General features: G+C 65.1%; 17 protein-coding genes. 9 read left to right on the top strand and 8 right to left on the bottom strand.

Annotated elements, in window-relative coordinates:
• Window positions 1-35: 35 nt before the first annotated feature.
• Window positions 36-1,082 (bottom strand): L-idonate 5-dehydrogenase, encoded by a 1,047-nt coding sequence (locus C7450_RS04940; RefSeq protein ID WP_110373310.1) that lies wholly within the window; start codon window positions 1,080-1,082, stop codon window positions 36-38.
• A 197-nt stretch (window positions 1,083-1,279) separates the two neighbouring features.
• On the opposite strand from C7450_RS04940, the gene C7450_RS04935 reads away from it, so the two are divergent.
• The 6 genes from C7450_RS04935 to repB all read left to right on the top strand — a co-directional run bounded on the left by C7450_RS04935 (window position 1,280) and on the right by repB (window position 10,241).
• Window positions 1,280-2,713: an MFS transporter gene (locus C7450_RS04935; protein WP_170147062.1), complete on the top strand. Its 1,434-nt coding sequence runs from the start codon at window positions 1,280-1,282 to the stop codon at window positions 2,711-2,713.
• Window positions 2,713-3,213, top strand: a complete 501-nt coding sequence (locus C7450_RS04930) for a peptide deformylase (RefSeq protein ID WP_110373308.1) — start codon at window positions 2,713-2,715, stop codon at window positions 3,211-3,213. Before C7450_RS04935 ends, C7450_RS04930 begins: the two co-directional genes overlap by 1 nt.
• 120 nt (window positions 3,214-3,333) lie before the next feature.
• Window positions 3,334-4,656 (top strand): efflux RND transporter periplasmic adaptor subunit, encoded by a 1,323-nt coding sequence (locus C7450_RS04925; protein ID WP_110373751.1) that lies wholly within the window; start codon window positions 3,334-3,336, stop codon window positions 4,654-4,656.
• A 43-nt stretch (window positions 4,657-4,699) separates the two neighbouring features.
• Window positions 4,700-7,810: a multidrug efflux RND transporter permease subunit gene (locus C7450_RS04920; RefSeq protein ID WP_110373307.1), complete on the top strand. Its 3,111-nt coding sequence runs from the start codon at window positions 4,700-4,702 to the stop codon at window positions 7,808-7,810.
• Between the two features lie 185 nt (window positions 7,811-7,995).
• The gene (gene repA, locus C7450_RS04915; protein ID WP_245449515.1) at window positions 7,996-9,201 is read left to right on the top strand and encodes a plasmid partitioning protein RepA; all 1,206 of its coding nucleotides are present in this window, start codon (window positions 7,996-7,998) and stop codon (window positions 9,199-9,201) included.
• Window positions 9,201-10,241, top strand: coding sequence for a plasmid partitioning protein RepB (repB, locus tag C7450_RS04910; RefSeq protein WP_110373306.1), 1,041 nt, complete (start codon window positions 9,201-9,203; stop codon window positions 10,239-10,241). Before repA ends, repB begins: the two co-directional genes overlap by 1 nt.
• On the opposite strand, the gene C7450_RS04905 is transcribed toward repB, so the two are convergent.
• From C7450_RS04905 to C7450_RS04890, 4 genes are all read right to left on the bottom strand, one after another.
• Complete coding sequence (locus C7450_RS04905; RefSeq protein WP_170147061.1) at window positions 10,199-10,618, bottom strand: GtrA family protein; 420 nt, start codon at window positions 10,616-10,618, stop codon at window positions 10,199-10,201. The genes repB and C7450_RS04905 overlap by 43 nt on opposite strands.
• Window positions 10,619-10,629: 11 nt before the next feature.
• On the bottom strand, window positions 10,630-11,568 hold the full coding sequence (locus C7450_RS04900) for a glycosyltransferase family 2 protein (protein WP_110373304.1): 939 nt from the start codon (window positions 11,566-11,568) through the stop codon (window positions 10,630-10,632).
• A gap of 281 nt (window positions 11,569-11,849) precedes the next feature.
• Window positions 11,850-14,156 (bottom strand): hypothetical protein, encoded by a 2,307-nt coding sequence (locus tag C7450_RS04895; RefSeq protein ID WP_110373303.1) that lies wholly within the window; start codon window positions 14,154-14,156, stop codon window positions 11,850-11,852.
• A gap of 424 nt (window positions 14,157-14,580) precedes the next feature.
• Window positions 14,581-15,297: a 4'-phosphopantetheinyl transferase family protein gene (locus C7450_RS04890; RefSeq protein WP_110373302.1), complete on the bottom strand. Its 717-nt coding sequence runs from the start codon at window positions 15,295-15,297 to the stop codon at window positions 14,581-14,583.
• A 539-nt stretch (window positions 15,298-15,836) separates the two neighbouring features.
• On the opposite strand from C7450_RS04890, the gene C7450_RS04885 reads away from it, so the two are divergent.
• The 3 genes from C7450_RS04885 (at window position 15,837) to C7450_RS04875 (ending at window position 19,301) form a co-directional block, all read left to right on the top strand.
• On the top strand, window positions 15,837-16,652 hold the full coding sequence (locus C7450_RS04885; protein WP_110373301.1) for an MBL fold metallo-hydrolase: 816 nt from the start codon (window positions 15,837-15,839) through the stop codon (window positions 16,650-16,652).
• 84 nt (window positions 16,653-16,736) lie between these two features.
• A complete protein-coding gene (locus C7450_RS04880; protein WP_110373300.1) occupies window positions 16,737-17,228 on the top strand; it encodes a DUF2938 domain-containing protein in 492 nt (163 codons plus the stop codon).
• A gap of 294 nt (window positions 17,229-17,522) precedes the next feature.
• Window positions 17,523-19,301 carry a chloride channel protein gene (locus tag C7450_RS04875; protein WP_110373299.1) on the top strand — a complete coding sequence of 593 codons (1,779 nt, stop codon included), beginning with the start codon at window positions 17,523-17,525 and terminating at the stop codon, window positions 19,299-19,301.
• A gap of 21 nt (window positions 19,302-19,322) precedes the next feature.
• Here C7450_RS04875 and C7450_RS04870 read toward each other — a convergent pair whose 3' ends face one another.
• From C7450_RS04870 to C7450_RS04860, 3 genes are read right to left on the bottom strand one after another with little or no spacing between them, the layout of a single operon-like run.
• Window positions 19,323-20,027, bottom strand: coding sequence for a DUF1028 domain-containing protein (locus C7450_RS04870; protein WP_110373298.1), 705 nt, complete (start codon window positions 20,025-20,027; stop codon window positions 19,323-19,325).
• A 29-nt stretch (window positions 20,028-20,056) separates the two neighbouring features.
• A complete protein-coding gene (locus tag C7450_RS04865; RefSeq protein ID WP_110373297.1) occupies window positions 20,057-20,752 on the bottom strand; it encodes a DUF1028 domain-containing protein in 696 nt (231 codons plus the stop codon).
• A complete protein-coding gene (locus tag C7450_RS04860) occupies window positions 20,749-21,267 on the bottom strand; it encodes a hypothetical protein (protein ID WP_110373296.1) in 519 nt (172 codons plus the stop codon). The genes C7450_RS04865 and C7450_RS04860 overlap by 4 nt, the downstream gene beginning before the upstream one ends.
• Window positions 21,268-21,375: the final 108 nt, after the last annotated feature.

The following is a 21,375-nucleotide window of genomic DNA, read 5'->3' as shown; positions in this document are numbered from 1 at the left end:
CTGCCGATGGGGCAGGGGCCGAGGTTGAACCGTTATTATGTGAAAGCCATCTGCACCTTGACGGCCCGCGAGCGGTCCAGTGCCAGGTTGAAGGCGTCGTTGGCTTCCCGGAAAGGAAGTGTGGCGGTCAGCAGCGGTTTGACGTCGATCAGGCCGCGATTCATCAGTTCAACCGCCAGATTGAACTCGGAATCGAAGCGGAAGGTGCCGCGCAGCTGGAGTTCCTTGGCCACGATGACATTGATGGGGAGTGTCATGTCGCCGCCGAGCCCGAGCTGCACGATGACGGCGCCGGGTCGCAGGGCGGCCAAGGCCCCGACAAGCGCCGACTGGTGGCCGGAGGCTTCGAACAGCACATCGAAGGTGCCCTTGTCTGCTCCATAGGCCTCCAGGGCATCCGGTTCGGCGGCGATATTGATCGCCCGTGTCGCGCCGACCTGGCGCGCGATCGACAGGGGGAAGTCGCTGACGTCGGTGACGACGATCTCGGCAGCGCCTGCGTAGCGGGCGACGATCACCGTGAGCATGCCGATGGGACCGCAGCCGGTGACGAGAACCCGCTTGCCCATCAACGGTCCCGCCTGTCGCGCGCCGTGCAGGCAGACCGACAGCGGCTCGCCCATCGCGGCTTCGCCCATGGAGACGGTCTCGGCGATCGGCACGGCCTGTTCGGCCTTCACCGTCAGGCTCTGGCGAAAGCCGCCCTGGGCATGGGGGAAGCGCATGGCACTGCCGAGGAAATACATGTCGAGGCACTGACGCGGAGCGCCTTCGCGGCAATATTTGCAGACGCCGCAGGGGCGGCTCGGATTGACGGCGACGCGGGTGCCGAGGGCGAGATGGCTGACGCCGGAACCGAGCTCCACCACCGTCCCGGCGATCTCGTGGCCGAGCACCATGGGCTCCTTGATGCGGATCGTGCCGAAGCCGCCATGGCTGTAATAGTGCATGTCCGAGCCGCAGATGCCGCCGGCTTCAATACGGATCCGGACCTCGCCGGCCGCGGGTGCAACAGCTGCCACCTCCTCGACACGCAGATCCTTGGGTGCATGAACGACGACGCCCAATGGTGAAGACGACATGTGTTTCCTCGAATAATGCGAGCGGAGAGCGAGCCCCGCATTCCTTCCTACGACTCGATAGAGGTCCGTGCCATTCTGGTCATCGGCAGCACCAAGCCTGTTCTACGCCCCGTTGTAGGGCTGATCCAAGGATACAACACCCCCCGTCCATCACTTTTTTGCACAGATCGAAGGCCGATACGCGATCGGACCAGGCGATGGACTTGCCGTCCGGAGAGCGGGCCGCTATCCACGAGCATCAGGCGCGCGGTCGCTGCGGTAGGTTTTTCCATGGTCGAAGGCTCGATCTCGATCCATTCGCCGGCACGTGGCGTGCCTGCGCGGTGAACAGGCGCGAGGCTCCGCCGGATGATCGACCCGGCGCATCCGACCCGGGCGCGGTGCCCCTGACATTCGTCGCCCGCGTCCAAAAGCGTTTCTTCTATGGCTGGATCATCGTGGCCGCCGGTTTCTGCGCGCAGATGATCACCAGCATCTCCATGCAGGGGCTCGCCATCTATGCCCAGCCGCTGCGCCAGGAGTTCGGCTGGACGGCGGCGCAGATGTCGCTTGGCCGCTCCGTCCAGACGGTCGATACGCTTCTGGGGCCCCTGGGCGGCGCGCTCGTCGATCGCTTTGGTGCCAAGCGTCTGATGGTTGCGGGCACAATCCTCTACTGCGCGGCCTTTGCACTGTTCGGCACGATGGAGTCTCTGGTTGGCTTTTATGTCGCGTGCCTGAGCATGGGGCTCGCCAATAGCCTGATCGGGCTGCTCACGGTGAGCCAGCTTATCAACAGTTGGTTCTCCGCCCGCCGCTCCACCGCGATGGGGCTCGCCGTGGCGGGCTTCGCGGTCGCGGGCTTTGTCGCGCTGCCGTTGATCGTTCTGGCCGAAAGCCATGTGGGCTGGCGTCTCACCGCCATCGGCACCGGCTTTGCCATCCTGGGCTTGGGCCTGCCGGTGATGCTTCTTGTGCGCAGCCATCCGGAGGCACTCGGCCTGCGGCCCGACGGGGGGCCGGTGCCGGTTGCGGGTGTGCATGCCGCCAGGCCCTCCGGCGCGGAGGGGCTTTCGCTGCGCCAGGCCCTGGCCACGCACGCCTTCTGGTTCGTGACGGCGGCCATGGCCTTCTCGAACTTCCATCAGGCGGCGCTGCTGGTGCATCTCTTTCCCTATCTCGAGGGGGTTTCCGGCCGCGCTGTCGCCACCCTCTTTCTCGCCGAGGTCAACGTCTTCAATCTCGCCGGCCGCATTTTCGGCGGCATGCTCGGCGACCTCGCCCCCAAGCGCGTGCTTCTTGGCACGAATGTCGTTGCCGCGGCGGTGGCGCTCATCATCCTGGCGGCGTCGCCGAGCGTGGTCGCCATCGCGATCTTCGCCGCGATCTTCGGCTTCGCCTGGGGCACGCGCACGGCCGTGTCGAGCGCCCTGATCGGCGAATATTTCGGCCGCCGATCCTATGGCAAGATCGCCGGGATCGTGCAGACCTTCGCGGCGATCGTCACGATCATCAGCCCGGTCGCGGTCGGGCTCATGCTCGATGCCTCCGTGGCCTACGGGCAAGTGTTCATCGCCCTTGCCGTCCTGACGGCCCTGTCCGGCCTGTTCTTCTTCCTCGCCCGCAAGCCACAGCCAAAGGGAGCGGCGTGATGACGGCGCGTGCCATCCTGCGTTATCCCGATCCGCGGCTGCGCCAGCTGGCCGCGCCTGTGGTCACCTTCGATGCGGCGCTCCGCGGGCTGGCGGACGATGTCGCCGATACGCTGGAAGCGGCGGCCGGCCTCGGCCTGACCGCTCCCCATATCGGGGTCCTCCAGCGGGTTGTCGTCGTCCGGCTGCAGGGCGATCCGGCGCCGCGCATCTATGTCAATCCGGTGATCACCGAGATCTCCGAGACGCTCATGCGCCACGAGGAAGGCAGCCTCTCCATGCCCGGCGTCCGTGCCGAGGTGGAACGGCCACGCGCGGTGGTCTGCCGCTATCAGGACCTCGACGGCCATGAGCAGACCGAGCAGGCGGAAGGTCTCCTCGCGATCTGCCTGCAGCACGAGGTTGACCAGCTCGACGGCATCTTCTGGTTGCAGCGGCTGTCCCGTTTGAAGCGGGACCGGCTGATCAAGCAGTACGACAAGCTGCACAGGCTGAGCTGAGTGTCGCGTCGCGGGAATCCCGCGAAAGCCCCGCTCAACATGGACGCGAGTTAATCTTGCAAGCCACTGTCGCGCCATAAATCGGGAACGATGGTGTGGGAGGTCATCTCCGAGGGTCCCATGTCCTCGTTTCGGCGTTTTACTTCGGTGCGAACCCTCATTGTGCTGGCCGCCCTTGGTTCCGTGGCGCTCGCGGCAGCGGCGGGCGTCCTCACGCTGCCCGCGCGGTCGCAAGGCGCGGCACCGGCTTCCCCGCCGCAGGCTGCCGTTCCTGTAACGGCCACGCCCGTCACCCGGCGGGATGTGCCGCTGACCTTGACCGGCCTCGGCACGGTGCAGGCATCCCAGACCGTCAACCTGCGCACCCGCGTCGACGGGACCCTTCAGGAGGTTGCCTTCAGGGAAGGGCAGCACGTCAAGGCGGGCGACGTCCTCGCGCGGCTCGACCCGCGGCTGACGGAAGCGGCGCTTGCACAGGCCCGTGCCACGAAGGCGAAGGACGAGGCACAGCTGCGCAGCGCCCAGGCGGATCTGTCCCGGTCTCTGGCGCTCGCCAGCAAGGATTTCGCCAGCAAGCAGCAACTCGATCAGCAGCAGGCGACGGTTGATCAGCTCAAAGCGACGATCGCCGCGGACCAGGCCGCGATCGACAGCGCGACAACCAATCTCGACTATATGACGATCACGGCACCGACAAACGGACGCATGGGGATCCGCCAGGCCGATGCCGGGAATGTCGTGCATCCCTCAGACGTCCTGCCGATCGGTATTCTGGCGACCTTGAAACCTGTCGCGGTGCTGTTCACGCTGCCAGAGAAGCATTTGCAGGCCATGCAGGAGGCGATGCGGTCTGGGCCGGTGCCCATTACGGCGACGGACCAGTCCGGCACCGTGCTGGGGACGGGGCGGGTCACGGTGATCGACAACCGGATCGATCCAACCACGGCGACGCTGCGCCTGAAGGCGGAATTTCCCAACGGGGACGAGCGCCTGTGGCCGGGCGCGTTTGTCCATGTCGCAGTGACCGTCTCCGTCTTGAAGAATGCCTTGACCGTGCCGGATGCGGCCGTCCAGCGCGGGCCCGACGGGCTCTATGCCTGGGTCGTCGATGGCGACAGCATCGCCCAGATGCGGCCGATCGAGACCGGGGCGACGGAGGGTGATCTGACCGTCGTGACGAAGGGCCTGAGCGACGGCGATCAGGTTGTCACAGGCGGGCAATACCGTCTGCGGCCGCGCACGCATGTGACGGTCAGAGGGCCGGACGGCAGTACGACCGCCCCGCGCAAGATTGCCCCCGGGCCAAGCGTGGCGACGGAGACGATCGGGGCGGTCAGCCAGGATCTGTCGCGGAGCCAAGATCTGTCGCGGAACCCGGATCTGTCGCGGAATTCAGGTGCCGCGCAGGCGCCGGGTGTTGCCAAAGCGAAAGACACGCCCTGACACCGGAAAGTCCAGGGCGGTCGTGCCCGGCCGGGAGAGATCCATGAACATCTCCGCTCCCTTCATCACTCGCCCGGTTATGACGACCTTGCTCATGGCTGCGATCGTCATGCTGGGGATTGTCGCCTATCCGCTCCTGCCTGTGGCGCCGCTTCCGCAGATCGATTTCCCAACCATCCAGGTGTCGGCGCGGCTGCCGGGCGCGAGCCCCGATGTCATGGCATCATCAGTCGCGGCGCCGCTGGAGCGCCAGTTCGGGCAGATCGCCGGCATCACCCAGATGACCTCGACGAGCACGCTTGGCTCGACGTCCATCACCATCCAGTTCTCGCTCGATCGCAACATCGATGCGGCCGCGCAGGACGTCCAGGCCGCGATCACGGTCGCCCAGCGGCAGTTGCCGGACGATCTTTCGTCGCCGCCGAGCTATCGCAAGGTCAATCCGGCCGACAGCCCGATCATGATCCTTGCCGCGCATTCCGAAACGATGCCTCTGACCGATGTCGACGACTTCGCCGACAATGTCCTGGCGCAACGCCTGTCGCAGGTGGAGGGCGTCTCCCAGGTCGTCATCGGCGGCGAGCAGAAGCCGGCGATCCGCGTTCAGGTCGATCCCGCCAAGCTCGCCGCGACGGGTCTGACGCTGGAGGATGTGCGCGGCACGCTCGCCAACGCCACCGCCGAGGCCGCCAAAGGCGTGGTCAACGGCGCGGTGCGCAGCTTCACGATCGCGGCCAACGACCAGATCACCAAGCCGGAAGACTATGACAACGTGATCCTGGCCTATCGCGAGGGTGCGCCGATCCGGGTGCGGGATGTCGGGAAGGCGGTCGTCGGCCCGGAAAACACCGACGTCGCAGCCTGGCAGAATAACCGCCGCGCTGTCGTGCTGCTGGTCTTCAAGCAGCCGGGCGCCAATGTTATCGCCACCGTCGATGCCATCAAGGCGACCTTGCCCCAGCTCGACAACGTGCTGCCTGCGGGCATCAAGGTCGACACCGTCGTCGACCGTTCCGTGACGATCCGCGCCTCGGTCGCCGATGTGCAGTTCACGCTGGTGCTGACGATCGCGCTGGTCGTGCTCGTCATCCTGCTGTTCCTGCGCAACCTGCGGGCGACCGCCATTCCGGCCGTGGTCGTCCCCCTGTCCTTCGCCGGCAGCGCGGCTGTCATGTACGCGCTTGGCTTCAGCATCGACAACCTGTCGCTGATGGCGCTGACCATTGCGGTGGGTTTCGTCGTCGACGATGCTATCGTCGTGGTCGAGAACATCGTGCGTCACATGGAGGAGGGGCAGGACGCCTTCACCGCGGCCATGAGCGGCGCGCGCGAGATCGGCTTCACGGTCCTGTCCATCAGCCTGTCGCTGGTAGCGGTCTTCATCCCGCTTCTCCTGATGGGCGGCATCGTCGGGCGACTCTTTCGCGAATTTGCCTTGACCGTCACCGCGGCGATCGCGGTGTCGGTGTTCATTTCGCTGACCTTGACGCCGATGCTGTGCTCGCGCTTCCTGAAGCCGCCGAGCCATCGGCATGGCTTGATCTATCGGGTCATCGAGGGTGGCTTCGACGCGATATTGGCGTTCTACATGCGCACGCTCGATGTCGCCTTGCGGTATCGGCGCGTGACTCTGACTGTCTTTATCCTGACCCTCGCCCTGACCGGCTGGCTGTTCGTCATCATCCCGAAAGGCTTTTTTCCAACGCAGGACACCGGCCTGATCATGGGTTTGTCGGAGGCCGCGCAGGATGTCTCGCCCGAGGAGATGAAGCGCCTGCAGCAGGAGCTCGGCGCCGTCATCGCCCAGGATCCGGCGGTGGCCGCCTTTGGCTCCGTCCTCGGCGCCGGCGGTGCCAATACCACCAACAACGGCCGCTTTTTCATCGCGCTGAAGCCGCGCGAGGAGCGCGACGCGTCGGCCGCGCAGGTCATCAATCGTCTCAGGCCGAAACTGGGCGAGGTTGCCGGTGCGGCGGTTTTTCTCCAGCCGGCGCAGGATATCACCGTCGGCGGCCGTGTCTCGCGCGCGCAGTATCAGTATACGCTCACCGCCGCGGATCTCGATGAACTCAACAGCTGGGCGCCGAAGCTCCTGGCACGGTTAAGGCAATTGCCCGAGCTGACCGACGTGTCGAGCGACCAGCAAGGCAATGCCCCGCAGCTCAAGGTGACTATCGACCGCGATCGCGCCGCGCGCTTCGGCATCCAGCCTGCCCTGATTGACGCGACATTGAACGACGCCTTCGGCCAGCAGAAGGTGACGCAATATTTCACGCAGCTGAACTCCTATTCGGTCGTCCTGCAGGCCAGGCCCGATCTGCTCGGTCATATCGGTACCCTTGACCAGATCTACGTGAAATCACCGTCGTCGGGGCAAGCCATTCCGCTGTCCACCTTCGTGACGGTGGACGCGAAGGGCGTCGGCCCGCTGTCTGTCTCGCATCAGGCCCAGTTTCCCGCCGTGACCCTGTCCTTCAACCTGAAGCCGGGCGTTTCACTTGGCGACGCGGTGAACGCCATCAACACGGCCGCGCGTTCGATCGGCGCGCCGTCCACGCTGACGGGAGGTTTTCAGGGCAATGCCCAGGCCTTCCAAAGTGCGTTGGCGAGCGAGCCGGCCCTCATAGCCGCTGCCCTCTTCGCGGTCTATGTCATCCTCGGCATGCTCTACGAGAGCTTCGTCCATCCGCTGACGATCCTCTCCACCTTGCCCTCGGCGGGCGTCGGCGCGCTGCTCGCCCTTTGGGCCGGCGGGTTCGATCTCTCGGTGATCGGCATCATCGGCATCATTCTCCTCATCGGCATCGTGAAGAAGAACGGCATCCTGCTGGTGGATTTCGCGATCGTCGGCGAACGCGAGAGCGGGCTGACGCCGGAGGAAGCCATCCGCGAGGCCTGCCGGCTGCGCTTCCGGCCGATCCTCATGACGACCATGGCGGCGCTGCTCGCCGGCGTGCCGCTGATGCTCGGCAACGGCACGGGCTCCGAGCTCAGGCAGCCCCTCGGCTATGCCATGGTCGGCGGCCTGCTGCTCAGCCAGCTTCTGACGCTCTATACGACGCCAGTCATCTATCTCTACCTCGCCCGTCTGCAAGGGCGGCACGCCCAAAGGCAGCAGGCGGATACCCGCTCCCTGCCGGTGGAGGCCCGATAAGGCTGCGACAGTCCGCCACCCATCGGTTGCCGGCCGGCAACGGCGCGGCATGCAAGCGACAGGGCGGGCGTTAACCTTCCGTTAACCCATAATCGCTTGCCACATCGCGATGAATCAGATGTGGTCGGCACGGAAAAAGGCGCCATTTGCGCTTTTCAGCGTGTTTACGCGAGATTGACGTGGATATCAGCCTTTCTCATCCTGCCGGGTCTTTCCGGCAGATCCATGAACTGGTCGGGCAGCACGCGCGCGAACTCTCGTCGAAGCTCCAGGCCCACCGGCTCCAACTTTTCCCCCCTGAGGCGCGCAAGACGCTGCGCCCCTTTTCCTCCACCGAAGCGGCAAAGCTCATCGGCATCAACGACGGCTACCTCCGGCGCCTCTCGCTCGAGGGCAAGGGTCCCGAGCCGCAGGTCGGACCGGGCGGGCGCCGGTCCTATTCGGTCGAGGATATCCAGGCTTTGCGCCTTTATCTCGATGCCAGCGGCAAGGCCGAGCGGCGCTATTCGCCGCGGCGCAGCCCCGGCGATCACCTGCAGGTCATTACGGTGGTCAATTTCAAAGGCGGCAGCGGCAAGACGACGACGGCCGCCCATCTCTCCCAGTATCTGGCGCTGAACGGGTATCGCGTGCTGGCGCTCGACCTCGACCCGCAGGCGAGCCTGTCGGCGCTGCACGGCTATCAGCCCGAGTTCGATGTCGGCGAGAACGAGACGCTCTACGGCGCCATCCGCTACGACGGCGCGCGACGCGATCTCCGCGATATCATCCGCAAGACCTATTTCACCAATCTCGACCTCGTGCCCGGCAATATCGAGCTGATGGAGTTCGAGCACGAGACGCCGAAGGCCTTGATGGGGCGTGATCCGGCCGACACCATGTTCTTCACGCGCATGGATGCGGCGCTTGCTTCGGTCGCGGACAGCTATGACGTCGTGGTGGTGGATTGCCCGCCGCAGCTCGGCTTCCTGACCCTCTCGGCGCTCTGCGCGGCGACAGCGGTGCTGGTCACGGTGCATCCCCAGATGCTCGACGTTATGTCGATGTGCCAGTTCCTGATCATGACGTCCGACCTGCTCAGCGTGGTGGCGAGCGCCGGCGGCAACATGAGTTACGACTGGATGCGCTATCTCGTGACCCGCTATGAGCCCGGCGACGGCCCCCAGAACCAGATGGTGTCCTTCATGCGCGCCATGTTCGGCGACCACGTGCTGAACTATCCGATGCTGAAGAGCACCGCGATTTCGGATGCCGGCATCACCAAGCAGACCCTGTACGAGGTGACGCGCGACCAGTTCACCCGCTCGACCTATGACCGGGCCATGGAAGCGCTCGACAATGTCAATGGCGAGATCGCGCAGCTCATTCGCGCGGCGTGGGGGAGGGCCTGATGGCGCGCAAAAATCTTCTCGTCGGGCTGACGGCGGGCGAAGCACAGGCGGCATCGGGTCATGCGATTTCCGAGACGGCAACGCATGCGGCGGCCGCCGGCCAGCCGGCGCCGCATTTCGGGGTCATGGGGACGCGCGGCGCGATCGGCGCGGTCACCCGCTCCATCGAGCAGCTGAAGGCGCATGCGGTGGTGGAGATCGACTGCGATCTCGTCGAGCGCTCGTTCATCACCGACCGCCTGGAGGGCTCCGCCGAGGATCACCGGAGCCTCGTCGCCTCCATTCGGGAGCATGGCCAGCAGGTTCCCGTCCTCGTGCGGCCCCACCCCGCGAGGGAGGGTCGCTACCAGATCGCCTATGGCCACCGCCGGCTGCGCGCCGTGGCCGAGCTCGGCATCCGGCTGCGGGCCATGGTGAAGCCGCTGACGGACGAGCAGCTGGTCGTCGCCCAGGGACAGGAGAACAGCGCCCGAACGGATCTGTCCTTCATCGAGAAGGCCCTGTTCGCGGCGCGGCTGGAGGAGGCCGGCTTCAAGCGCGATACTTTGATGGCCGCCCTCAGCGTCGACAAGACAGGTCTGTCGCGCCTGATCTCGGCGGCGGTGAAGGTGCCGCGCGACATCATCGCGGCGATCGGTCCCGCCCCGAAGGCCGGACGCGACCGGTGGCTGGCGCTTGCGGAGCGCCTTGAAGCCTCGGGCGCCGCGGAACGGGCGCGTGAGGCATCGTCCCGGCCGGATTTCGCGGCGGCGTCCTCCGACGATCGCTTCCTGCAGATCCTCGAGGCGGTCGCGCCGAAGCGCCGATCGGCCGAGCCGGCCGTCTGGTCGCCGATTGCGGGCAAGCGCCTCCTGCGTATCAAGGACGATGCCACGACGCTGACACTGATGATCGACAAGAAGGCGGAGCCCGGATTCGGCGACTACCTCATCGGCGCGCTGCCGGAGATCTACGCGGCCTTTCAGGCGGGATCTCAGGGTTCAGAGCGTAAGAAAGATCACGGCCGCGTCGCTGAACCCCGGAAGACGACGAAGTTGTAGAGCAGGAAATTGGAAACGAGCCCCGCGCCGACCCCGGCCGCGAGGGCGATGAAGGGGTAGATGCCCCCGCGCCCGAGCGCCTCGATCACCACGAGATAGAGGCCGATATTGATCGCGCCCGAGAAAAGCGTGGCGAGCCCGTAAAGGGCCAGTTCCGATCCATGGCCGCGCGCGCGATCCCGCTGACTGGCGAAGGCAAGGCTGCGGTTGAGAACCCAGGTGGTCAGCATGGCGGCTGTGAAGGATATGGCGCGGGCCGCGAGCGCCGAGAGCTCAAGCGTGTTGAGGCCAACCCAGAGCAGGCCTGCGTCGACGAGAAAGCCGATGCCGCCGGCGACGAGAAACGCCGCGACCTTGGCCGCCTGCTCCCTGGTCAACACGGCTCCGCTTACCGGCGCTTCGCCGACGGCGCGGCCATGCCGAGATAGCTGAGCAGCTTGAACTCGCGGCGCGCCCGGGCGACGCTGTCGAGGACCAGCCCGGCGGTCAGCGCCAGAAGCGACGAAATGACGAGGCCGGTCGCCAGCAGAGCGGTCGGCAAGCGCGGCACCAGGCCTGTTTCGGCGAATGTCACGACGATCGGCACTCCGAGAAGGATCGCGATGAGCGCCAGGACAGCGGCGACGGCGGCAAAGAATTGCAGGGGCTTCTCGTCGCGAATCAGGTGGCTGATCAACCAGATGATCCGGAAGCCGTCGCGATAGGTGCGCAGCTTGCTTTCGGAGCCTTCACCACGCTCGCGATAGGGCGTCTTAATCTCGTCGACGGGCAGGCCGAGCTCGAGCACGTGAATGAGGAGCTCCGTTTCGATCTCGAACCCGCTGCTCTTGATCGGAAAGGATTTCACCATACGCCGCGACAAGGCCTTGTAGCCCGAGAGCATGTCGGTGTTGCGCTTGCCGAAGATCATGCTGACGAGCGTGGAGAGTAGCCGATTGCCGAATTTGTGCCCGGCGCGGAAGGCGGCCTCATTCGTTGGAACGCGCGCGCCGTTCACGAGATCGCAGTTCTCCTTCAGGATCAATTCGACGAGCTTGGGCGCGGCCGCGGCGTCGTAGGTGTCGTCGCCGTCGACGATGACATAGACGTCGGCGTCGATATCCGCGAACATCCGCCGAACCACGAAGCCCTTGCCCTGCCGGGTTTCGCTGCGCACGATGGCGCCTGCGGCCGTGGCAATGGCAACGGTGTCATCCGCGGAGTTGTTGTCGTAGACGAAGATGTCCGCCTGCGGGAGGCTCGCGCGGAAATCCCGGACGACGGCGGCGATCGACGCAGCTTCGTTGTAGCAGGGGATCAAAACGGCGATGCGTGGTTCGGATGACATGCTTGTCTGATCTTCGTTGCGTGACAGAGAAGTAGGCGTTCGTCGAAGGATGCCGGGCATCCACGTTCTTAGGGCATCATCCGCGGCGGTTGGCAAGTGGAAGAAGCACTTGGTAAGTGGAAGAAGCACTTGGAAAGTGGAAGAAGCTCTTGCAAGGAGAAGAAGCACTTGCAGGGAGAAGAAGCACTTGCAGGGAGAAGAAGCACCTGGCGAGGGCGAGCGCTCTCTCCCCGTGCTGCCAAAACGGCGATGGTGCCTTGAACCGTCAGGGGCTTGACTGGTCAGGGGCTTGGCTGGCAGTGCCCCACGGTTAATCCCGATAAGGCGAAATTGAGAGGCCGCGCATCGCCCGACAGCTTCAGCGCTGCCGGCGACTGCGCGGCCCTGTCCGTCCGGAGCGTCAGGGTGAAGGCGCGACCTTCCGGAAGCCGGGCGGCCGGGATGCAGAGGTCCTGCTGCGAGGGGTCGCCTGTCAGATTCAGGCTGCCCAAGGGCGCATCATCGATCGAGACATGGACAACCTTGCTCGTGTCCTGCAATGGCAGCAACGCATGCGCGGTGAGGACGAGACGTGCGCCATCCGCAAAGAGGCTGCGATCAAGGCGAACGACGAGGCTCGCCTGCTGGTCGCTCGCCCAAGTGCCCCAGCTTTCTGGAGGAGACCATCCATCCGCCAAGAGAAGGGTACCGGGCTCTCCGCGCGCGAAGGAAACATGCTCGCCATCGCGCAAAGCGAGCGCGACACCAACGCCGCCGGCATCCTTTGCGGGCTCGCCCGCGCAGACCAGAAGGGAGGTGTCTGTCGCGGCCATGGGACGGCAGGGCAGACGCAGCGAACTGCCTCCATAGCGCTGTGCCAGCGGCGCGCGCAGGTCGAGCGAGATCGGACCCGCAGGACTGATGAGCCCCGCCAACGCCAGTTCCGGCGGTGGTGTCGCCGGGCGATCGGGCGGCGTCGTGACCACGCGCCAGGTGAGGTCTTGCAGGTCGAAGGCGCAGAGCCCTTCCGTCAGATGGTGCTTCTCCGCGTAACGATACACGCGCCATTCGTAATCCGGGGCCAATGGATCCGTGAGATCCCAGCCGGGCGGAATGAAGGTGTGCATGCCAAGCAGGGTTGGGAGCCCGATGCGTTCGGCGATCAGCATCGCTTCCGTACTATGGATATAGTACTTCATGTTGACGGCGCTTTCGCCGTCGGCTCTGTACGGATTGACGGTATAGAAGGTTCTGCACGCGCGGGGCGGCTGCGGAATGTCTGCGAGCGCCTTGACATCAGCCGCCTTGAAGCGCGCCGTGGGAAAGCTGGAATACTGCTCGGCAAGCACGGACGCTGCCAGGACAACCGCGACCAAGCTGGTCCAGGGCGCGCGGTAGCGCGCCAGGATGTCCAGGGCGATCGCCAGTGCAATGGCGCCGAATGTCACGAGCAGCAGCTCGAAACGCACGATGACGCGCACCGCTTTTGCCCCGGGCACGACCGTGTAGACAATCCACCATAACGTGAAGCCACCGACCTGCACGAGGAGCAGGAGGCCGACTGCCAATGTCACCAGCAGGCATCGGTAGGCGAAATCCTGGCGTGCCGGGAGCCCGGTCGGGAGTTTGAAGGCAGCGAGGAGAGCGAGGGCGAGCAAGGCGAGATGAACGGGGGTGAAGCCACGCCACAGCTCGAACTCTCCTAGTCCGCTTCCCACCGTCTCAAAGCGCAGTCGCTCGAATGTCTCGCTCCAGATGGGGTTGTCCGGGCCCACATTGATCAAGTCGACGAGATGCGGCGCATTATGGATCACCGCAATAAATTGATGCATCCCGGTGAGCGCGGCTGTCGGACCGTAGATCAGCCAGAGTGGATAGAGCCCCGCGGCAAAGATGATCAGGCCCGGCACGAGCGTCAGCCAGCGCTGAGCGACGAGAGCTTCACCGATCATGGCAATGAGCAGACGTCTATTCAGCAGCAACGCCACGCCCAGGACGATGATGGTGAAAAGGCCCGTCATCCAGAACATGTAGAAGGAGGTCAGGGGCCAAAAGGCCAGCAGCAAACCTGTCACGCAGCCGGTGAAGAGCGCTGCTCCGCGACGTTCGTCGACCAGTAGTTCGTGGATACGGGCGATGAGACAGAACAGGAGCGGCGCATAGGCAACGGTTGTCAGTTGGGTGTGCATCGTGCCGAGATAGATGCCGTTGGCAACCGTGAGCAGGACTGCACCGAAGGCCGTGGCCCACAGGGAAAGGCCGAAATAGCGGCGCATGAGGATCCAGGCCGATGCAAAGCCGATCACACGCGTCGCGGCGTGGGGGATCTCCATGGCGAGGAGAGGATCGAGACCGGCGGCCCGTAAGAGCGAATAGGGAATGGACGTCAGGACGTAACTGTCGTTGAAACCCAGGGCCCCTTGGATGGGGTAGAATATGATGGGATTGCGCCAGTCATACAGACCGCGATACACGCCGTACCAGTGCTCGAGAATCGACGCCTGGATGATCGGATCGAATCGATCGAACGTGTATCGCAGCTCCGGACCGCTGAAGAGGTGGCTTCCATAGAAATAGACGAGACTAAGAAGGCAGAGCAGGGCGGCCATGCCCACTTCAAGCGCGGTTTTGGTTCGCGATCTTTCGAGTAATCCCATGCCTATTTCACCGCCGCGGCAACAGACGATCACGAAGACGGGAAAGCACCTTCCCAAGTCGCAGCGCCGGCCGCCGCAGCCAGGGGCGTGGAAAGGCGACAGGGGGAAAGCGGCCTGACCGGCGCGGTATTATCGTTCATCATCGCGTCTGTCGGCTCCGGGCAGCATGCATGCGGGAGCTTGCTACACCGCCGAGGGAGGGGTGGCAAGCAGGGCCGCACCTCGGGTGCCATCCAGAGGGCTCCTGTCGCGAACCTTGACGGACGGTTGGCCTGAGTTCCCGCTGTTGTATGTCCGCCGGAGGCGCGGACGGTTGGCCTCGAAGCACTTGAGCAATCCTTCGCGGGGAAAGGGCAGCCGTGATACCAGACGCTGTTTAGCGATCGACCTCCTTGCCGCGGGCGAGCGCATCCACCGCTTCCTCATCACGTTGCGCGATTCGCCACGTCCCGCCAGGCAGGCTGAGCGCCGCCACATAGCCATCCGGGGCGGGCAGAGAGGCCACCGCCAGGCCAGCGAGCGCGGCATGGGGCTTCAGCTGCGTGATGGGCTGCGGTCGCGGGCCAGGAGGCGCGACGCAGAAGTCCGCAAGCGGCACCGAAAGACCGGTTCCGGCCGCCTTCAGCACCGCTTCCTTGGCTGTCCAATAGCGAAGGAACAGAGGCTCCATCGCGGCCGGGCCTGCCTTGGCCACCACGGCTGCCTCTGCCGGCGTGAGCCAGTCGCGGGCCAGCGCCAGGACGTCGCCGCCTGTCATCTCCTCGATATCGATCCCAACCGCGCCATCGGCGATGGCCACCGCGACACGCTTGCCCGAATGGGCAAGGCTGACATGCAAGCCCCGCCCTTCGCAGATCCATTGTCCGCTCGGCTTGCGGACCAGGGAGACGGACGCCGGATGGCACGCCAGCTTCATCCCGAGCGCCGCGCGCAGCAACCCATGAGCCGTGACGAAACGCTGGCGGTCGGCGAGCTGGCGAAAGCCTTGCGCGCGCTCAGCCTCGATCGGCGCCAGGACATCGGTGAGAACAGCCAACTTCGCCGCGTCAGTCTCCACGCGCGCGAGGATGACTTGGGCATGGATCTCGCTCATGAATGCCGAACCTCCCTCCTTGCTGGCGCAATTGATTTCATAAACGAAATCCTAATCAATCTCAATAAAACGCGATGACGTCTCAATATATCGCATGTGTTTCTTCGGCTGGCGAAAAGCAATAATCGGGGAGAGCAGCGACGCTGCCCGGAGTGTGTTGGATGCTTTCTCCAGCCGCTGCTGACGACACCGACCCGCGCATGCAGGCCAGGACGCCGAGGACAACGACACTCAGGGCGCGGTGCCGGTGGTCGAGCAGCCGCTGGCTGAGGCAAACCCGGACGAACGGGGTGTCGACCCGCGGCGCTGGAATAGAGCGCCACGACGCGATAGGACTAGTGGAGCGAATTTGACATGTGAGTCCCGCCTGACATCAAGCTCCAGATCAAATGTCAAATTCAAAAGCTCCGCTAAAACCATTAACTTGCTAGTGGTTCTCTTGACTCCGACATTGGCTCCAAGGCCCGTATCAGACGGATGCAAATGTCGGAGCAGAACCACTAGCGGCAGGACAGAACGGGATCCGGGAGGCGAGTGCCATGACTGCGTTCATCTGCATCACCTGTGGAACGCAATATGCGCCGGGCGATGCACCGCCTCACCAGTGCATCATCTGCGCGGAGGAACGGCAGTATGTGGCGGTCACCGGACAAGCCTGGACGACGCTCAAGCGCCTGCAGGGGTCGCATATGCCGATCTTCCGCTACGAGGGGGAATTGATGGCGGTCGGCATGGCGCCGGCCTTTGCGATCAACCAGCGGGCGCTGATCGTGCCATCGGATGGCGGCAACATTCTGTGGGACTTGATCAGCCTCGTCAGCGACGCGATGGTGGATCTCATCAACGGCATCGGCGGCATCAAGGCCATCGCCATATCGCATCCGCACTACTACACGACCCTGGTGGAATGGAGCCACGCCTTCGGCGGCATACCCGTCTATCTCAACGCGGCCGACCGGCAGTGGGTGACCCGCCCCGATCCCTGCATCGTCTTCTGGGAAGGCGACCGGCTTGAGATCGCGCCCGGCATGACGCTCGTGCGGACCGGCGGCCATTTCGACGGGGGGACCGTGATGCACTGGGCGGCGGGTGCGGGCGGGCGCGGCGCCATCCTGTCAGGGGATCTCTTGCAGGTGGTTCCCGATCGCCGGCATCTCGGCTTCATGCGCTCCTATCCCAATCTCATTCCCCTCGGTGCGGAGGCGGTGAAGGCGATCGCGGCACGCGTCGCCCCCTTTGCCTACGATGCCATCTATGGCGCGTTCTGGGACCGCGTCATCGCGACCGGCGGCAAAGAGGCCATGGCGGCGTCGGTCGCGCGCCATATCGACTGGCTCGGCCGCCCCGCTCCCTGAAACTGTCTGCCTCAGCCTCTCCCCGCGCATTGCGCGCCAGCGGACATTCGATCAGACATAGTGAAAACAAGTGAGGACGCATTCATGGGTTGGGGCTGGGAATTGATTGCGAAGGCGATCCCGATCGGGATCGGGGCAACCGTGCTTTTTGACATCTGGCAGCAGGTCCTGCGCTTCGCGCTGCGGGGTCCGGCGCCATCCTGGACATTGCCCGGGCGCTGGTTCGGCCATATGCCGCGTCTCCAATTCGTCCATCCCGATGGCGTGGCCCAAGCCGCGCCGCTTCCGGGAGAAGACGCCATCGGCTGGATCATGCACTACGTGGTCGGGATTTCCTTCGCCGTCGCCTTGCTGGCGATCTGGGGCACGTCCTGGGCGATTGAGCCGACTTTCGGCCCGGCCTTGATCGTCGGGCTCGCAACGGTCGGCCTCGGATGGTTCGTCATGCAGCCCTGCATGGGCAACGGTGTCGCCTGCAGCAAGGCGCCCAATCCGGCCAAGGCCAGGGCGCTCGGCATCATCGCGCATATCGTCTTCGCGATCGGGCTTTATGGAACGGCGCTTGTCTTGGCGTAGCGCGGAAAAGATCCGACCAATGAACAACAACGATCCGCGCTGTCCCTCAGAGCGGATGTCATGGAACGCGGTGACGCATAATCGTCACGGAGAATTCGTAGAGCGTTCGACGTTCCTGTCTCGCACAAGGATGGGCACTGCATGGAACCCCTTGAAGCCGATCCATCGCGGTGTCTGCGATGCACGATGATCGCTGCGCCGCCCGTGGCACTTGACGCAATTGTGGGTTAAGGGAGCACCAGAGCTCGCCGGACCGCGGGCCATCCGCGTTCGCGTCCAGTCAGTTGGTTTTCCATGACCCTTTCCCCTCCTCGCGTCCCGGGTGAATGGCGCCAGCGCATCCGCTCGCTCGTCCGTCGCAGCGAGTTCCTGCTTGTCGTCGTCGCGGCGGGGATCGGCTGCACGGTCGCAATGGCGGTCGTCGCCATGACGCGCGTCGCGCATCTTGCCCATTATATCCTGTTTGGCGTCGCCCTGGACGAGGGGTTGAGTGCCGCGACGCATCTGCCGCCGTTCAGCTTTTTCGTTCCGGCGGCGGGCGGGCTCCTGTTGGGCGCCATCGCCTACTGGATGCGATCGCGCAAGATGCGGGTCGCGGTCGATCCGATCGAGGCGAATGCCCTCCACGGCGGCGTCATGTCGACCCGCGACAGCCTTCTCGTCGCGGGACAGACCGTCCTGTCCAATGGGGTCGGCGCATCGGTCGGCCTCGAGGCCGGCTATACGCAGATCGGCGGCGCGCTCGCGTCGCGTGCCGGCCGTGCGCTGCGGCTCAGGCGCCAGGACATGCGCGTGCTCGTGGGATGCGGCACCGCGGCCGCCATCGCGGCCGCCTTCAACGCGCCCATTGCCGGGGGCTTCTATGCTTTTGAGCTGATCATCGGCGCCTATTCGATCGCGACGGCGGCGCCGGTCATGGTGGCCGCGTTCTCGGCCATGCTGGTCACCAACGCGCTGGGTGGGGTCACGCTGCCGCTGCAGTTCGATCCCTTGCCGGCGGTGACGACGGCAGACTTTCCGCTTTACATCCTGCTGGGCGCCATCGCCGGCTTCGTCGGCATCGTCATCATGCGGGGGGTCTCGCTGGTGGAGCGCTGGGTCGGCTATACGCGCATCCCGATGCTGCTGCGCCCGGTGTTCGGGGGTGGGGTCCTCGGGCTGATGGCGCTCCTGACGCCGCAGGTGCTGTCGGCCGGCCACGGCGCGCTTCTCGTCGAGCTGAACAGCCACACGCCGCTCGCCATCCTCGCCGGGGTTTTTCTGCTGAAGTCGCTGGCTGCGGCGATCTGCCTGGGATGCGGCTTTCGCGGCGGCCTTTTCTTTGCCTCGCTGTTCCTCGGCGCCCTGCTCGGCAAGCTGTTCGGCGGCCTGATCCTGTTGGCATGGCCGGCATTCGGCATTCACGTCAACACGTCGGCTTTCGTCGGTATGAGCGCGCTTGCGGTCGCCGTCGTCGGCGGGCCGATGACGATGACCTTTCTCACGCTCGAAACAACGAGCAGCATCGGCGTCAGCAGCCTGGCGCTGTGCGCGGCGATCGCCTCCAGCATGATCGTGCGTGAGTTCTTCGGCTACTCCTTCTCGACATGGCGGTTGCATCTGCGCGGCGAGACGATCCGCAGCCCCTATGATGTGGGATGGATCCGCAACCTGACGGTCGGGCGCATGATGCGGCCGACGAGCCGCACCGCCCGCGTCGACATGCCGATGGAGGCCTTCTGCAAGGCCTTCCCGCTCGGCTCGGCCACCCGGGCGATCGTGCTCGACGCCAAGGATCGTTACGTCGGGATCGCCTCGGTGGCGCAGGCCCATGCGGCTGGCAGCAACGGTGGCGCGGAAGCGCATACCGTCGCCGACATCGTGGGCTTCCGCGACCAGGTCCTCTTGCCGTCCATGAATGTGAAGGAAGCGATGGCGGCCTTCGACGCGGCCGAAACGGACGCCCTCGCGGTGATCGATAATCTCGCTGACCGCAAGGTCCTGGGCGAACTCACCGAAGCCTATGCCCTGCGGCGGTACTCCGAGGAACTCGATCAGGCGCGCCAGGGAATCGCCGGCGACGTCGGCTCATGACCTGACGGGACGAGCGGGCGGTCAAGCCGCCCGGCTCTGCCATTCGGTATAGCTGACGTCCGGATGATCGAGCCAGTAATCGGCATAATAGGGGATGAGGGGCTTGTAGGCATCGAAGGCGCGACGCAGGTCCTTCACCGCATCGCCACCATCCTTCGGCAGAGGGTTGGCCATGTCGATGCGCAGATCGACGAGGGGCCGCTCGCAGTCCGGCGCCGCAACGATGAGCCCGGCCGAGGCCTGTCCTTTCGGTTCGCCGCCGGCGGCATAGCCTGCCTCGATGGCGCGGACCAGCCGCTCGGCGAAATCGACCCCGGCACTACGCGCGAAACCGTCGTAGATCGCATCGACGACCTGCGGGCCGGCGAGGCCGTTGCCCATGGCGACAAATCCTTCGCCAACACGGTGGCCGGTCCAGGCCGCACCCTTGGGTGGGCTATGGGCGGCGGCGGCGCCGTCCATCGTCACGATGCCCACCTGCCGGTAGTCGTCAAAATGCGGATCGTAGCTCGCGAGCAGACGCAGGATCTCGTCAGGCGACAGCCCGCGGGCCGCGAGGTCGAGGCCGATATGGCCGAGCCGCCAGTTGCTGTGGCACTGCGAGGAGATGGCAGCGACGCCACCGCGCACATGCGGACAGCGGGACGACACGCCGAGGGGGCTGGTGGCCAGGCAGACACCAAGCTGCCGGGTGTCAGGATCGCGGGCGACAATGGTGAAGGTCATCTTTGTCTCCTTTGGCCAGCGCCGTCCGTTCAGGTCGGATGCGGCGACATGGACCGTTTCTTGTAGATGTCAGTGAGAGGCAGGTAGCGCTCGAACAGGCGGCGCAGATCAGTCAGGGCGCAGCCGCCGGCCTCTGGCGGATCGCGCGCCAGGTCGACCCTGAGGTCGATGTGAACCGTCTCGCCGGGCGTGCGCACGAGAAGCGAGCTGGAGAGGAGCGGGCTTTCAGGCCCGAGATGACCGCGCGCGGCCTCGAGCGTCGCCAGGAGCCGCTCGGCCATCGGCTGTCCGTGCGCGTCGATGAAGCGTCGCTGCATGGCGGCCAGCACGTCCTGGTCGGGCAGCCCATTGCCCAGACACACGAAACCGCTGCCGCTGACATGGCCGGCCCAGTTCACGTTCATTGGACCGGTATGCACCTCGACCTCACCGGAGGCGGCGACGATGGCGATCTGGCGGTAATCCATCCAGCGATCATGCTGGCGCAGCGCCTGCATCGTTTCCTGGACGGTCAGGCCGCATTGGATGAGATCGAGCGCGAGCGGCCCCACCTTGAGGTTGCTGAACCCCTGGCTCGCGACGACGGCCTTGCCGACGACCAGATACGGGCAGCGGGCCGCCACGGCGATCGCCGACGAGGCCAGCGCGATGCCGAGCGTCTGGTCGCGTGGGTCGCAGGCGAGCACGCTGAGCATGACGCCGCCGAGATCGAGCGGATTGTTCACGGCAGGTCCCTCTGGTCATCGTGCCCGCCGGTGTCCGCCTCATTGGCGATCATGGTGGCGGCCACGTCGCGCGCAAAACGCTCGATCAGAGCTTCGAGGCGGCGTTGGGCGGCGGGATTGGACAGTTGGGGAAGGGTCAAGCTCATGGTCGTGCTGCCCGGGCCGGATTGGCCGCGCCCCAGGATCTCGGAAGCCCGCTCGGGATGAGCGGCGATATAGGCGTCGAGGAACATGCGCTCCTCGTTCGGCTGGAGCCCCGCGATCTTGACGATCGTGCGCACGTGATGCGCCGGGATCGCGAGATCATAGGCCGGGCTCGTGATCTGGGTGATGAAGCTGCGCGTGTTGCCAAGCGCCTCGGCGATGGCCTGCCGGCTGCCGGAGCCGCGCCTTTTGAGGAAGGCCTGCAGCAGCATTTTGTAGCGGCGAACGGGCATGAGCTCGTCATAGAGCTCGAATTCCCGAACCGATCCGGAGGGCGTTGCGACAGCGCTGGGAGAGGCAATACGTGACATGGCGATATAAGAGCCTGACCATGTGCCCGCTCGCAAGTAAAATGTTTAGTTGTCGACGGCGCTCGTTAAGCGAGACGAATTGCTCTTGCATGTTTTTGCGGCATTTGC

It is taken from the genome of Chelatococcus asaccharovorans (assembly GCF_003201475.1).
Lineage (GTDB): Bacteria > Pseudomonadota > Alphaproteobacteria > Rhizobiales > Beijerinckiaceae > Chelatococcus > Chelatococcus asaccharovorans.
This window is presented reverse-complemented; position numbering and strand designations above follow the sequence as displayed.